This window comes from Saccharothrix sp. HUAS TT1, assembly GCF_040744945.1.
GTDB lineage: Bacteria > Actinomycetota > Actinomycetes > Mycobacteriales > Pseudonocardiaceae > Actinosynnema.
This window is the reverse complement of sequence record NZ_CP160453.1, coordinates 2,623,627-2,636,088: the sequence shown is the minus strand read 5'-3', so window position 1 is coordinate 2,636,088 and position 12,462 is coordinate 2,623,627. Positions and strand designations below refer to the sequence as shown.

Below are 12,462 nucleotides of genomic sequence, written 5' to 3'. Positions count from 1 at the left end.
GCTCACGCGACCGCCCCCCAGCGGCGCGCGGTGTGCTGGTGGTGCACGCGGCGGGACTGCTCCGTGAGGTGGAGCAGGCCCTCCGAGCACTCGTAGTACCTGTTCTCCCGCTTCATCCCTCGCCGCGAGGCGGGGTTGATGCGGTCGGCGTTGCGCTCACGACGGGCGCGGGCCCTCCCCAGAGCCTTCTCCGCGTCGTGTTCGTCTTCGAAGCCGCGCTTGCCGCAGGTGTCGCACCACACGTGGGCGACGGTCTTGATGTTGCTCACAAGGTCACATCCAGGGGGAGAACTGCCAACGTTGCACACGCGGACAGGTGGAGACGTGGGGGATTCACTTGCGGTCTTGCTTGCAGGTACAGCGCCGGATGGCGCACCTACCGCCGAACTTCGGGTGCTCGTGCGCGCCGTGGGGATGGCCGCAATCCGTGCAGTGTTCGGTTGGGGCGATGTTGCCTTCCGCGATGCGGGCGAGAAGGCCGTTGGTGCTGTAGAGCTTCAGGGACATCGACTCGCCGCCCAGGCTCGCCTTCTTGGCGAGCTTCAGCACTTCGGAGTCGCTGGTCAGCGGGCCCCAGGCCAGTTGAAGCTGACCGGGGCCGAAGCGGTGGACCCAGGCGTAGAACTCGCGGTCGCCGAACAGCTCGGCGACCCTCTTGATCACGTCCTTGGCGAGCGCCTCCGCCGAGTCGTAGCCGTCGCTCTCCAGGAGCTGAACGACAGCCGCGACCTCGTCCTTGCGGGGGGTGATCTTCACAGGACGTCACCCCCCGCCTTCGCCAACGTTACACACTCAGCCACGCGAAGTGGGCGGAACGTAGACGACGAGGAGTCCTTCGGCGATCTCCTCCGCGGCCTCGATGCTGTAGGGGCCGGGCCAGCCGGGCTGTCGCCAGGTCCCGGCTCCGTCCTTGACGAAGACCTGGTTGCTGACCTCGTTCACGATCACCGTGCCGGGCCGCAGCGCGGCCAGGTCGGCGAGGTCGGCCACCTTGCGGTACGCGGGCGCGTCGATCAGCGCGACCAACTCCTTGGCGCGGAGGGGGAAGAGAATCCCCGAGTGGTCGAGGCGCACGTAGACGAACCCCTGCTCGACCTCGCGCACCGTGCCGATCGAGCCGCGCGGCGCCGTGCCGGGGACCTCGTTGGTCATCACGCGGACCCGGTCGCCCACGGCGAAGGTCGGATCGGGGTCGACGGGCGCGGCCTTGATCTTGGCCGGGTCCAGCAGCACGGGGGCGCCACCCTCGCCCACGGCGAGGTAGCGGTTGCCGTCGAACGCGGGGTGCTGAACCAGTCCGGTGATCGTGAAGACCTCGGCATCGGGGTGCTCGGCCAGCACGACCGCGTCCCCGCTGTCGAACTCCGTGGGCGCGGTGGATGGCGTCGGCGCCTTGGACAGGACGAGCGTTCCGCCGCCGAGGTCGAGGTCACCGGTCTGCACTGAGGTACCGTGGACCTTGCCGATGAGGGTGTTGTAGACGGTCACTGCCGAGCTCCTTCGTTCCGGTACTGCCAACGTTACACACCACGTCGGGCGTGTGCAACCTTGTCGAACTTGAAAATCACGCCGACCGCTCGGGTGAGTCGAAGCGGTCGTCGGTGCCGATGTCGCGGAGCTGGAAGCTCAGCATCGCCAGACAGTGCCAGGCGGCGTGCGCTACGTGCGGCAGACCGCTCTCGGGATCGAGTTCCTCGCCCGCCCAGAAGGCCAGCAGGTGGCGCTGCGCGGCGTCGAAGCTCAGGCTCCAGGCGTAGCCGCGGAGGAAGTTGTGCTGGTCGTACTTCGCCGCGCCGAAGCCGGACGCCTCAGCCAGCACGAGCAGGGCCTTCGGGTCGAGGCTGCCCAGGGAGGCCAGCTTCTTGCCCTTCGCCCCGCCGGTCTCCGATACCACGCGGACCTCCTCGCCGCGCTTCAGCGGCGTGGGCGTGAGCGGATCGTCGTCCTGACGGACGTGTCCGATCAGCGGCGTGATGAACCTGCCGTCCGGCAGCTCGACGCGCAAGCGCCAGCCGTCCGCACGGTCGATGCGGTACACCTCGGGCGGATCGGCGACCTTGCCGCGGTCACCCTGGAACATGCCACCGATGACCTTGACAGGCTGGCCGACGCTGAAGAGGTTCGGCCACGGCTCGGTCAACTCCATCAGGCGGCCCGCAGCTCGCGCAGCTCGATGTACGGCGCCCACTCGGGGTGACGCTGCACCAGCAGGCGTGCGTAGCGCGAGGTGTAGACGTCGTTCAGGGCGAACGTGCCGGGGGCCGCGAGCTTGCTGCGCTCCCACCGCATCGTCTCCCAGAGCATCTTCACCCCAAGCTTGCGCTTGCCCGCCTCGAACCACTCGGCCGCGAGGCGCTCCAGCGTCTCGTAGACGTCGGGGTTGTCCACGTGGAACTGCTGGAAGCGGTCCTGGATGGTCTGCACTAGGCACTCCTCCTCATGGCAGGCTCGTCAGCGGTGGGATGCCACCCCACCGGACCCGGCTCGCGCCGGGTTTCGCCTCATCTCGTCGACTCGTTGAAGTGGCGGACCCAGAAGTTCGTGATCGTCGAGTCGATCACCAGGTGCGGCACCTCGACGATGCGCGCAACGAGGTCGCGCACAAGCGCTCCGTCCCCCGCCACACGCGCCAGGCGTGCGAAGTCCTGGTACGCGCGCTCCTTGCGCTCCAGCAGGGGCGCCGCGCGCTCGCGCAGCCCTTTGTAGGGCAGCGTGACGACGTGGCGCACGTAGGCGCTCATCGCCTCGTCGTTCACCAGCCGCAGGCGCCATGCCTCCTGCGGAATGGCCGGGATCAGGACGCTGATCGCGTCGAGGCACCCGTTGCACCGGTTGCGGTCGTTGCCCGCGTGGTAGATCGAGGACCCCATCGCGTCGGTCTCCGGGCAGCCCGGCGTGTAGCACAGGCCGCCGAAGTTGCCCCTCGCCTCACTGGCCTTGGTCATCTTGTTCCCCTCGTCTCGGCAGGCTCGTCAGCGCGGGGATGCCAGCCCCGCGGACCCGGCGTCAGCCGGGTTTCGCCTCATCTGCGCTTGCGCTCCCGGATGCGCGTCTCCACCGTCTTCAGGAGGGCGTCGAGCGCGCTGTTCCAGCCGCCCTCCCACGGGCGGGCCGGGGTCTCGTTGCGCATCTCTCGGAGCGTGGCGGCCAGGCGCTCGTCGTCGACCGCGCGCACCGTCTCGGTCACGGTGATGACGACGTCGCCGACCAGCGTCGTCACGTTCCAGTCCGGCTGATCGGAGCTCGTCGCCTCGACGATGTTCTTCAGGTGGCCGGGCCCGGCGACGACGGCCTGCCACACCTTCTCGGGCACCTGCGCCACGCGCGGGCTGGGAGCGTCGCTCTCGTCGTCGCCGCCGTCCTCGGGCTCGGTGGTCAGCGCGTCGATCGCTTGCTGCGCCTCACGTTCGGCCTCGGCCTCGGACTCGTAGCCCCCGTGCTCCTCGACCAGCTCCCACGTCTGCCGGGTGGTGCCCAGTTCGGGGCTGCTCCAGGTGACCAGGCGCTCGATCACGTATTTGAGCACCTCGCCGCGGGCCCACGCGCGGTACTCGGTGCGCTCGGCCTCCAGGATCTTCATCGCGTACGCCTGGAGTCCCTCGGGGGCGTAGGCGAGGTTCACGTCCTCGGGCAGCAGGTACCAGATCGCGCGGGCCCCGTCGTAGTGCGCGGTGTCGAGCAGCACGGTCGCCCCGTGCACGGCCTGCGCGTACCTGACGAAGATCGCCATCGCGCGGCCCCTGGCGTACCGCTCCTCCAGGCTGCGCCACTGGTCGGCCAGCGGGCCGAAGTCCTCGTCGACCGGGATGGACCTGTTGGCGTCGACCGTGATCACGTGCGACGTCTGCTCGAAGGTCAGGCGCGGGTTCTCGGCGTCGTCGTCCCGCTCGATCCGCACCCGGTAGGCCGGGGTGAGCAGCTCTGTGGTCGTCATGGGTCGTTCCCCCTTGCTCACGGCAGGCTCATCAGCGCAGGGATGCCAGCCCTGCGGACCACCCCCAAAGGGGGCGGTTTCGCCTGGTCATAACGGGTGCCACTGGTGCTGCCTGATCGGCTGCATTGCTGGCTCTCCTCTCGCTCGGCGGCAGGCTCGTCGGCGGCGGGATGCCAGCCCGCCGTACCCCTCGCGGGGTTTCGCCGTAGATCAACCGGCCGCGGCGATGCGCCCGTGGATGCGCTGGAAGAAGTCGCGAGTCGCGTTGCGGAGGTTGACCTCCGTCGAGATGCCGTTGAAGTCCTTGCTCCCGAACCAGTAGGTCGGGGTGTCGGCGAACACCGACACGGAACCGGTCGCGTAGTCCAGGCCCAGGCCGCTGGGCTTCGCCAGCAGGAGGATGCGCTCCCCCAGGCCCAGGAAGTCGTAATGCGCGACCACTCGGTACGTGCCGACCCGCTCGGGCACGGGCGCCGCCTTGGCGACCTCGGCCGGGGCGGTCATCGCTGCACCTGGCCGGGCAGGACGCGCTTGCGGACGCTGACCGGCTCGCCGCGCTCGTCGAAGTGCACGAGGATCACGACGCCGGTGTCGTCGGGGTCGGGGAAGCCGCAGTCGTGGTTGCCCATCGTGCGGCAGTTCCAGTTGGGGTCGTCCTCCTGCGGCTCGCCCCACGGGACGGTCGCCACGCTCGCCACGGCCAGGCTCGCCGCGAAGGCGAGGGCCGGGATTCTCCACAGCAGCCGCTTGCGCATGGCCGCTCTCCTCTCGTTCGGCAGGCTCGTCAGCCGAGGGATGCCAGCCCTCGGGACCGCCCCGCGGGGGGCGGTTTCGCCGGGTCATCTGAAGAACCACTGGTCCTGGAGGGTCGGGAGCATCAGCCGTAGACCAGTCGTCCGAAGGCGGCGACCTGCACGATGCAGTCGGCCGCGTCGCTGTCGACGTGGGTCGTGTCGATGCCCTCGCCGTCGCGGTCCCGCCAGGCGGCGAGGAGGTAGCCCTGCACTCTGTCGTTCACGAGCGTCTGCTCGGGCCCGAGGATCTTCAGGAAGGCGTCGCGGATGTGGTCGCGGGTCAGGTAGTGGACCTCGCCGCTCCCGTCCTCCTCGTCCTCCACGATCACGAACGAGGTGTCCTCGGGCGCCTTCGCGAGCTGCCCCTCGGTCGGGCTGGTGGCCCAGTAGGTGATGCCGTATCCGGCCGTGTCCATGATCTCGTCCACGTTCTCGTCGGTGATCACGTTGCGGTCGAACTCGTTGTCCTGCATGGTGTTCCCCTGTTCTCGGCAGGCTCGTCAGCCGGGGGATGCCAGCCCCCAGGACCCCCGACAGGGGGTTTCGCCGTGCGTTCAGCCCTCGTGGCGGTCGTGGACGCGGACCGCGAACCCGCCCGGAAGCAGGGCGTCGAACCGGGAGTCGGTGGTGTCCGCGAAGTTGCCCCCGTGCATCCACCAGCGGGTGTCCGGCTGCCACGTCTCCTGGTCGGCCGGGATGATGAACCGGTCGTTCGGGCCGTGCTTGCCCATCACCAGGTAGACCGCCGGAGCGTCGGGCCTCGGCTCGACGACCTGGCTGAGCTTGGGTAGCGGCTGCGGTGCGGGGGGCTGGCCCGTGAGTCGCGCGCTGGTGTGGTTGATGATGCCGATCAGCACGCACTGGTCGAAGCGCCCGGAGATCCCGCCGAGCGTGTAGTCCCCGCCTCGCGCGGAGCGGTAGAAATCCAGGCCGAGCCCCTTGGGCTTGGGCGTCTCGCTCATGTGGTCCCTCCTCGTTGGCAGGCTCATCAGCCGAGGGATGCCAGCCCTCGGGACCGCCCAGCACGGCGGTTTCGCCAGTCAGCCCCAGTGGCCCTCTGCCTCCAGGCAATCGGCGCAGTTGCCGCAGAACCCGTCGTAGCCCTCGCCGTCGTCCGGGTCGCCGTCGCATCCGTCCGTGCGGCACGTCGCGGTTTCGTCCTCGTAGTCGTCCATGTCGTCCGTCCTCGTTGGCAGGCTCATCAGCCGAGGGATGCCAGCCCTCGGGACCGTCCGGTGTGGACGGTTTCGCCGGATCAGGAGGCGATGGGCAGGGAGGTCTGCTCGGGGTCGACCGCGACCGCGCGCCAGGCGTCGCGGATGGTGTCGATCACGTGGTCGACCGTGTCCTCGTGGGCGTGGTTGGTGACGGTGTTCGAGTCGCTGAACTGCCAGTCGTTGTCCTCGAACCCGAGGTAGATGTCCCGGACCTGGTCGTCGGTGAACCCGAGGTCGTCCGCGTTGTAGCCGGTGAGGTGCTCCAGCTCGTGGGACACCTCACGGGCGTAGAAGTCGCTCCACGCCGCCGCGATCCGGTCCTGGCGGTACTCCTCCAGCGCCTCGTCGTTGAGGCACACGACGTCGCCCTGGGTCAACGCCTCGACCAGCTTGACCAGGGCCTCCAGTCTCTCGATGCCCACGTCGATCGGGTCGTCGGTGACGGTCGGGAGCTCTCCGAGCTGGACCCACGCCGCCCGGTACCCCTTGGACAGCTCGTTCTCGTTCAGGCCGTGCGTGTCGATCAGCTCGCCCACGTTCACGGCGTCGTACTCGTCGCCGTGGTAGTCGGAGTGCGAGGCCACGATCACGGTCACGGCGTCGTAGTCGCGCGTCGCGGCGCCGTCGCTCATGACCAGCGCGTACAGGTGCTCCGGCTCGACCTTCTCCAGGCCGCGGTTGTACCGGTCCTCGGTCAGGCTGATCCGGTGGCTGTCCAGCAGGCGCCCCCACAGCTCCACCGTCTTGGCGTACTGCTCCGGGGAGTAGGCGTGCCAGATCGCAACCTCAGTACTCATGGGGTTCCCCTCGCGGGTGAATTGGCAGGCTCATCAGCGCAGGGATGCCAGCCCTGCGGACCCCCGCCAGGGGGTTTCGCCAGTTAGCTCCGGGCGTTCAGGCGGTCCGCGACCCCCTGCGCTTCGCCGCGCCAGCCGTAGTCCGTGGAGTGCCAGTGCCGGTACTCGGGCGGGGCGTTCTCGTCGTCGGGGAAGACGGGATCGGGGCGGTTGTCGTAGACACCCCACCCGCGCCCCATCGGAACGCGCCCGACCGTGTAGCGCGGTCTTCTCCGCATCTCCGCTTCGAGCCGGACCTCGCGCCGTTCGGCCAGGGTGGCGTCGAGCCAGTCCCGGTAGATCAGCGGTGCGTACCCGCTGGGCCCTTCCCAGACGGTCTGGACGTAGGCCCGGAAGCAGACGCCGCACGTGCAGTCCCACGGGTGGGCGCCCAGGCCGCGACCGGCGATCATCTGGTCGGTCGTCCACTCCTCCAGGAGGGAGATCCGGATCTGGGCTGCGAGTTGCAGCGCGCGGTGAACCCCGTCGCGGATGCCCATCCGGCGGTACTCCCGCGCCCAGTCCACGAGGGCGGCGTGCTGGTCGAGGAGACCTCGCCGCGCCTTGGCCCTTGCGTCCATTCGATTCCCCTCGTCTCGGCAGGCTCATCAGCGCAGGGATGCCAGCCCTGCGGACAGGGGTCTCCCCCTGTTTCGCCGTCAGTCGGTGTCGCCGACGTACTTGCACTGCACGCGGTCGCCGTTGTGCCAACCGCCGCACTCGATTTCGCCCAGGACGCGCTCCGCGACCGCGAGCTTCCGGCGGGATTCCGCCTCCAGGTCGTCGATCTGCGACCCCTTCAGCGCTTCGTAGTGCGGGAGGTCGCTCTCGATCGCGGGGACGAGGTCCGGGAACGCCTTCTGCCACATGCGGAAGTAGAGACCGGCCGCGCTGGTGTTGAGCGGGGTCACCTTGCTTGCGTCCGAGGCGATGCAGCACACCTCCGCAGCAGTCCCCGGTCGGGTGTCCTCCCGGTTGACCACGCGCTGGAGCAACTCGCGGCAGTGGGCCCGGAACACCCTCTCCGAGTCCATTCGGTCGTGCGTCGCCTTCAGGAGCTCGAAGCTGTGGTAGAGCAGGTCCGCTTCCGCCGGGTTCCGGCGCATCGCGCGCTGGATCTCGTCCTCTGCCCACTCGATCCGGTCGAATGCAGTGCCCATCGCCTTGAACAGGTCGCCCCCGAGGATTTCCCGCACCAGGGGGACGTCGGTGATTCCGGGCATGGCAAATACACCTCTCGATTGCTGAATTGGCAGGCATCCTCAGCGCGGGAATGCCAATCCCGCGGACCGTCCGGGCGGACGGTTTCGCCAGTCGCTCAGCGCCGATGCACGCAGGCTGCGTAGCTCCAGCCCTCGGATTCGGTGACGGTCATGCCGCCCTTGCACAGCACTCCCGTTGCGGTCGCTGGGGAGTAGGCGTAGACGACCAGCACCAAGCCGACCGCCACGGCTACCGCGACCAGGAGGGACGCCACGAACGCGCCCACGACTTGCCAGGTCTTCAGCTCCACTGCGATTCCCCCGTAACTCGGCAGGCTCATCAGCGCAGGGATGCCAGCCCTGCGGACAGGGGTCTCCCCCTGTTTCGCCAACGTTTCACACCTGGGCGTCCTCTTGGGCCCACTGCTTCCGCAGCTCGTCCAGCTCGAAGTCGGAGATGTACCAGCGCTTTTCCTGCGCCTCTCTCACGAGCCGGGCCGCCCGGTCGTCGTCGTTGCCGACCAGGGGACGCACCGCGTCCGTGAGCTCTTTCTGGAGGGTGAAGACCAGGAGCTCGTCCGGGTCCGCGCCCCTCTGTGCGTTTTCGAGGGCGATCAGCAGGTCGTCGGCCTTGCGGACGAGCGCCATCTCCTCGCGGAAGGCCCACTCCTTGCGCATCTCGGCCAGGTTGTAGGCGACGTCTTCCCCGTTGTCGCACAGTTGGTAGTCGATCCACTCCGCCTGTTCTTCGTTCCCCCCGCACAGCTCCAGCAGGGAGACCCGGAGCGCGTGCTGCACCGCCGCGTACGGCTTCAGGGCACGCCACCCCTTGGCGTTCGCCTGGTGCGAGTTGTCCGAGGCGTAGAACCCGTTCACCGAGTCGTGCGCCATGTTCAGCTCGCGCAGGGTCTTGCACAGCATCTCCGCCATGCGGACGTGCTCCGCTTCCGCCTCTGCGGACAGTGCGCCATCGGTGGTGCTCATGGATTTCCCTTCGTTCGGCAGGCTCATCAGCCCTGGGATGCCAGCCCAGGGGACGGAGGTCTCCCCCCGTTTCGCCGGTTACCGGGGCAGGGCTCTCGTTCGCTGGGCGCCGAGCGCCGCCTGACGGGGCACGCCGTAGCCCTCGATCGAGCCGTCGAGGCGGTGCACGTAGACGTGCGGTCCCTTGATCTCCCGCCGGGGGCGGTCGGGGACGTAGTCCTCCACGGGCACGCCGTAGACCTCGGGCCGGTCGCGACCGGGAGCGTCGGACCCCAGCTCCCACCACCGGTAGCCGCAGCAGCTCTTGCACTGATCGTCGAAGTTGATCCCGATCGCCAGTGCGCGCCGGTTCGCCTCCACCGCGGAGGCGGCCTGGATGAACACCCGCACGGAGATCCCGCGCTCGGCGTCGAACCAGTACCGACCGCCAGCGTTGTTCTGATCGAACTCGAAGTAGCGCAGAGGAGTCGGACGGATGGCGTCGACAAGCGCCAGGGTCATGGCCGACAGTCCTTTCGGGATGGGCAGGCTCATCGGCACGGGGATGCCAGCCCCGTGGACAGGGGTCACCCCCTGTTTCGCCAACGTTTCACACCAGGGCCATGAAGACGACGTCCGGCTCTCCGGGCGTCCAGTTCGCCTCCCGGTGGGTCTCCCGGAACCCGAAGGTCTCGTAGAACTCCGGCAGGAAGCCGTCGAAGCAGTCGAGGCGCACGGCACCGGCGGTGATCGCTTCGGTCACCAACTCCTTGCCGCGCCCTTTGGTGGTGCTGAACAGGCCGATCAGCTCGGCGTCGGCCGACACACCGAACCCACTGGTCAGGTCGTCGGCGAGGTAGTACACGGCGTCCTCGGGCATCTCCTCCGGCTTGGAGGTAGCCGCCGCGATCCGGTCGGACTGGTCCCGTGCCACGGCAAGCGCGTCGCGGTACAGCTCCGGGGACACCTCGAACAGTCGGAACACGGTTCACTCCTCTGGTCAGTGATCAGGAACCGAGCGCCCGCCGCTGCTTCCGAAGCACGCCGTCCAAATTCGACGGAAGCGACAGGCTGCCAACGTTACACACGCTGGGCTTGAAGTGCGGGCAGAGGTCACCCCCTGCCCGCCATGCGTTCAATTCAGGCCACGATGTCGCTGCGTCACCATTCCTACGGGGGCTCCGCGTGCGATGGTCGTCCGCACACTTCCCCGGCGTTTCGGCTGGCCCTTCCACGTGCCCCCGAAGGGGGCTAACGGGCTGCCCGTATGCAGTGACGCATTCCGGTTACACGCTATTTATTTCTCAAAGAACAGGTTTTTGGGGGCTACTCCGGACTTAGCAGCTATTGCTAGCGACCAGTATCCGGTCCCGCCTTGCCTTGCTCTCTCGCTCTGTGTCAAACCTTAGCAGGTCCGACCCGTCTGCGCAAGTTACACACTCGGCGATTTTGCTTCCGCTCTGTGCTGCCTCCCGCTACCCGTCCGTGCTATCCCGTTCGGTACGCACATCCTTGCAGGACAACCGCCTTTCCCCTTGCGCCCGTTGCGTAGGTAGTCCGGCAGCTTCACAACGGTTGCCCGTTGTGCCGCTTGGGTGCGCGTTCCGATCGTTCCCGCTGGGCGGTCGCTATCGGCTCTTGCTGTGAAGAACCTTAGCAAAGGTTCGCCACGTGTGCAAGTTGCGCATTCGGTTTTCAAAGGACCTGCGCCGGAACTTCGTTCCCCCTGGTGAGGGCCGGTTCGTTCTGACAGCGAGAACACTAGGCCAACGTTGCACACCACGTCAAATCGAACCTGTTTTTGCTGGTCAGCCCTGGTTTTGGGCCCTTTGTGGGCAACGTTGGCAGATATTCCAGCGCATGGCCGTATAGGGCCCTGGTTTGGCCGTAGAGGCGATTTCCGGTCAGTCCGGTACAGCCACACACCCCCGGTCGTGAGAGGCGCTCTCAGACGTTTTGGCTGGTCAAAGGGGGGTTCAAATCGGACATTTCGGGACTTCAAGATCCACACCATGCGGACCTTGCCAGGTGCGCCCGGTGGCCTGCCCTCGCGTTGTGACCTGGCTCACGCTCTGTCGCGTGCTCGCTGCCTGCCTCGCGCTGGTCGCTCGCTCGCTGGTCGCTGCCTGCCGTGCCCGTGCCGCGTGCTCTGCGGTGAAAGGGAACCGCGCAACGGGCGCGCGATCATACACCATGCCGAGCGACCCGCGTACCCCCTGGGGGTATGACCCCTCGCGAGCCAGGAGGGGTACCGCCATGTCTTAGCGGCTGAGATTCCGCCACGGTTCCAAAGTCGTTCGCAAGCTTGCGAGCGGAGCTCGCTCACCGTGTCGCCGCAGCTCAGTGGCGGTCAGCTACGCCTGGCAGCCCGCACCTGGGCGTCGCGAATCTCGTCGTTTGGCACTCCGGCGGCCTCCAGCTCTCGGCGGCGGCGGGAGAGCTCTGCGAGGCGGCTACCTGCGGGGATGTCCTCTGCGGAGGCTAGCTCGGCGCCCAGCACGAGCGCGCCGAATCGAGCGGTTTCGGCCGCCGCGGACTCGCGCTCGTTCGTCATGCCTTCACGGTACAGCAGGTGTGCAACGTTGTCCCACGAGTTGGGCCAGGCCAGTGCCCAGGCGCCAAGCCTCGACGCCGTTGCCCAGGTGGGCCCCGGAGGGGCCCCAGCGCGAAGTCCTCGCGGAGGCCAGCCCTTCGCCGCTGCGGGCCCCGCCAGGGGCCCAAGCCTTCCACCTGGCGCTCAGCCCTTCGCCGCCGCCCAAGCCTGTAGGTGTGACCCAGGTCACAAGCGAGTGTGGTTCTAAGACCATGATCAAAAACCGTATATATAAGTGAAAGCCTGAAACGCCAAGACGAAGCGCTGAAGGCTTAGGCCCCTGTCGGGGCCTACAGACGAAGTCACTTAGGCAAATACAAGCCTCCTGCGCTTGTGCCTTCCAAGTCGCCTCGGGTCGGCAGCGGGCCCTCCTCTCCCCGCCCACGTCGTCGAGGCTCCCTTTTCCACGTCGTGAAGGCGGTTTTTCGCCATGCCCCAGTGGTCCGGTTCTGACCGGCGTAGTCGCCTCCCGGCCGACTGGGTTCGCATCCGCGCTCGCATCTTGAAGCGCGACGGTTACCGCTGCACCCACCTCGACGAGCTCGGGGTGCGGTGCGCGGAACCGGCGAGCGACGTGGACCACGTTCTGCGCGGTGACGACCACCGAGACGCCAACCTCACCTCGCTCTGCGGGTGGCATCACCGACAGAAGTCCTCCAAGGAAGGGGCGGCGGCGAAAGCCGCCAACTGGAGGCGGCAGAACGCGAAATTCCGGCGCACTGAGGAGCACCCCGGCCTCATGTGAATTCCCGCGGACGAGGGCGCCGGTCCCTTGTCTAGCTTCAAGGCGTGTAGCTCAGCGGCCAGAGCAACGGTCTCCAAAACCGTGTGTCGCGGGTTCGAGTCCCGCCGCGCCTGCGCGCGAAAACCCCGTCAGCGAAATCGGCTGGCGGGGTTTTTCGTGCGCCCTGCGATTGGAGATG

20 protein-coding genes, 1 tRNA gene and 11 other RNA genes are annotated in these 12,462 nt (G+C 67.9%); 1 reads left to right on the top strand and 31 read right to left on the bottom strand.

The genetic code is table 11. The features are described from left to right. Positions 1–2: 2 nt before the first annotated feature. From AB0F89_RS13045 to AB0F89_RS12895, 31 genes are all read right to left on the bottom strand, one after another. Complete coding sequence (locus tag AB0F89_RS13045; RefSeq protein ID WP_367135855.1) at positions 3–269, bottom strand: hypothetical protein; 267 nt, start codon at positions 267–269, stop codon at positions 3–5. Positions 270–333: 64 nt separating this feature from the next. Then, complete coding sequence (locus AB0F89_RS13040; protein WP_367135853.1) at positions 334–756, bottom strand: hypothetical protein; 423 nt, start codon at positions 754–756, stop codon at positions 334–336. 36 nt (positions 757–792) lie between these two features. Further along, complete coding sequence (locus tag AB0F89_RS13035) at positions 793–1,488, bottom strand: hypothetical protein (protein ID WP_367135851.1); 696 nt, start codon at positions 1,486–1,488, stop codon at positions 793–795. A 76-nt stretch (positions 1,489–1,564) separates the two neighbouring features. Beyond that, positions 1,565–2,146 (bottom strand): dATP/dGTP diphosphohydrolase domain-containing protein, encoded by a 582-nt coding sequence (locus AB0F89_RS13030; RefSeq protein ID WP_367135849.1) that lies wholly within the window; start codon positions 2,144–2,146, stop codon positions 1,565–1,567. Beyond that, on the bottom strand, positions 2,146–2,424 hold the full coding sequence (locus AB0F89_RS13025) for a hypothetical protein (RefSeq protein WP_367135847.1): 279 nt from the start codon (positions 2,422–2,424) through the stop codon (positions 2,146–2,148). Before AB0F89_RS13025 ends, AB0F89_RS13030 begins: the two co-directional genes overlap by 1 nt. A gap of 13 nt (positions 2,425–2,437) precedes the next feature. Next, positions 2,438–2,502, bottom strand: an RNA gene (locus tag AB0F89_RS13020) — hammerhead ribozyme type II. Next, on the bottom strand, positions 2,502–2,945 hold the full coding sequence (locus AB0F89_RS13015) for a hypothetical protein (protein ID WP_367135845.1): 444 nt from the start codon (positions 2,943–2,945) through the stop codon (positions 2,502–2,504). The genes AB0F89_RS13020 and AB0F89_RS13015 overlap by 1 nt, the downstream gene beginning before the upstream one ends. Before the next feature lie 13 nt (positions 2,946–2,958). Beyond that, an RNA gene (locus AB0F89_RS13010) (hammerhead ribozyme type II) lies at positions 2,959–3,023 on the bottom strand. Next, the gene (locus tag AB0F89_RS13005; protein ID WP_367135843.1) at positions 3,023–3,934 is read right to left on the bottom strand and encodes a hypothetical protein; all 912 of its coding nucleotides are present in this window, start codon (positions 3,932–3,934) and stop codon (positions 3,023–3,025) included. The genes AB0F89_RS13010 and AB0F89_RS13005 overlap by 1 nt, the downstream gene beginning before the upstream one ends. Before the next feature lie 17 nt (positions 3,935–3,951). Then, an RNA gene (locus AB0F89_RS13000) (hammerhead ribozyme type II) lies at positions 3,952–4,019 on the bottom strand. A 125-nt stretch (positions 4,020–4,144) separates the two neighbouring features. Beyond that, the gene (locus AB0F89_RS12995) at positions 4,145–4,438 is read right to left on the bottom strand and encodes a hypothetical protein (protein WP_367135841.1); all 294 of its coding nucleotides are present in this window, start codon (positions 4,436–4,438) and stop codon (positions 4,145–4,147) included. Beyond that, complete coding sequence (locus AB0F89_RS12990; RefSeq protein WP_367135839.1) at positions 4,435–4,689, bottom strand: hypothetical protein; 255 nt, start codon at positions 4,687–4,689, stop codon at positions 4,435–4,437. The genes AB0F89_RS12995 and AB0F89_RS12990 overlap by 4 nt, the downstream gene beginning before the upstream one ends. A gap of 15 nt (positions 4,690–4,704) precedes the next feature. Then, positions 4,705–4,771, bottom strand: an RNA gene (locus tag AB0F89_RS12985) — hammerhead ribozyme type II. 40 nt (positions 4,772–4,811) lie between these two features. Further along, a complete protein-coding gene (locus AB0F89_RS12980) occupies positions 4,812–5,201 on the bottom strand; it encodes a hypothetical protein (protein ID WP_367135837.1) in 390 nt (129 codons plus the stop codon). A gap of 81 nt (positions 5,202–5,282) precedes the next feature. Further along, positions 5,283–5,690 (bottom strand): hypothetical protein, encoded by a 408-nt coding sequence (locus AB0F89_RS12975; RefSeq protein ID WP_367135835.1) that lies wholly within the window; start codon positions 5,688–5,690, stop codon positions 5,283–5,285. A 12-nt stretch (positions 5,691–5,702) separates the two neighbouring features. Then, an RNA gene (locus tag AB0F89_RS12970) (hammerhead ribozyme type II) lies at positions 5,703–5,767 on the bottom strand. Between the two features lies 1 nt (position 5,768). Then, complete coding sequence (locus AB0F89_RS12965; RefSeq protein ID WP_367135833.1) at positions 5,769–5,930, bottom strand: hypothetical protein; 162 nt, start codon at positions 5,928–5,930, stop codon at positions 5,769–5,771. Beyond that, an RNA gene (locus AB0F89_RS12960) (hammerhead ribozyme type II) lies at positions 5,916–5,981 on the bottom strand. The genes AB0F89_RS12965 and AB0F89_RS12960 overlap by 15 nt, the downstream gene beginning before the upstream one ends. A gap of 2 nt (positions 5,982–5,983) precedes the next feature. Beyond that, a complete protein-coding gene (locus tag AB0F89_RS12955; protein WP_367135831.1) occupies positions 5,984–6,742 on the bottom strand; it encodes a hypothetical protein in 759 nt (252 codons plus the stop codon). A 19-nt stretch (positions 6,743–6,761) separates the two neighbouring features. Further along, positions 6,762–6,824: hammerhead ribozyme type II (locus AB0F89_RS12950), an RNA gene on the bottom strand. Between the two features lies 1 nt (position 6,825). Further along, positions 6,826–7,362, bottom strand: coding sequence for a hypothetical protein (locus tag AB0F89_RS12945; protein ID WP_367135829.1), 537 nt, complete (start codon positions 7,360–7,362; stop codon positions 6,826–6,828). Between the two features lie 13 nt (positions 7,363–7,375). After that, an RNA gene (locus AB0F89_RS12940) (hammerhead ribozyme type II) lies at positions 7,376–7,440 on the bottom strand. Beyond that, the gene (locus AB0F89_RS12935) at positions 7,441–8,004 is read right to left on the bottom strand and encodes a hypothetical protein (RefSeq protein ID WP_367135827.1); all 564 of its coding nucleotides are present in this window, start codon (positions 8,002–8,004) and stop codon (positions 7,441–7,443) included. It abuts the RNA gene before it with no gap. Positions 8,005–8,028: 24 nt separating this feature from the next. Further along, an RNA gene (locus AB0F89_RS12930) (hammerhead ribozyme type II) lies at positions 8,029–8,094 on the bottom strand. A 5-nt stretch (positions 8,095–8,099) separates the two neighbouring features. Further along, a complete protein-coding gene (locus AB0F89_RS12925; protein WP_367135825.1) occupies positions 8,100–8,294 on the bottom strand; it encodes a hypothetical protein in 195 nt (64 codons plus the stop codon). Positions 8,295–8,309: 15 nt separating this feature from the next. Beyond that, an RNA gene (locus AB0F89_RS12920) (hammerhead ribozyme type II) lies at positions 8,310–8,374 on the bottom strand. A gap of 5 nt (positions 8,375–8,379) precedes the next feature. Further along, positions 8,380–8,967: a hypothetical protein gene (locus AB0F89_RS12915; protein WP_367135823.1), complete on the bottom strand. Its 588-nt coding sequence runs from the start codon at positions 8,965–8,967 to the stop codon at positions 8,380–8,382. A 12-nt stretch (positions 8,968–8,979) separates the two neighbouring features. Then, positions 8,980–9,044: hammerhead ribozyme type II (locus tag AB0F89_RS12910), an RNA gene on the bottom strand. 1 nt (position 9,045) lies between these two features. Next, positions 9,046–9,468 carry a hypothetical protein gene (locus AB0F89_RS12905; RefSeq protein WP_367135821.1) on the bottom strand — a complete coding sequence of 141 codons (423 nt, stop codon included), beginning with the start codon at positions 9,466–9,468 and terminating at the stop codon, positions 9,046–9,048. An 88-nt stretch (positions 9,469–9,556) separates the two neighbouring features. After that, the gene (locus AB0F89_RS12900) at positions 9,557–9,931 is read right to left on the bottom strand and encodes a hypothetical protein (protein WP_367135819.1); all 375 of its coding nucleotides are present in this window, start codon (positions 9,929–9,931) and stop codon (positions 9,557–9,559) included. A gap of 1,365 nt (positions 9,932–11,296) precedes the next feature. After that, complete coding sequence (locus AB0F89_RS12895) at positions 11,297–11,500, bottom strand: hypothetical protein (RefSeq protein WP_367135817.1); 204 nt, start codon at positions 11,498–11,500, stop codon at positions 11,297–11,299. An 824-nt stretch (positions 11,501–12,324) separates the two neighbouring features. Here AB0F89_RS12895 and AB0F89_RS12890 point away from each other — a divergent pair. Further along, positions 12,325–12,397 (top strand) — tRNA-Trp (locus tag AB0F89_RS12890). The last annotated feature ends 65 nt before the right edge of the window (positions 12,398–12,462 follow it).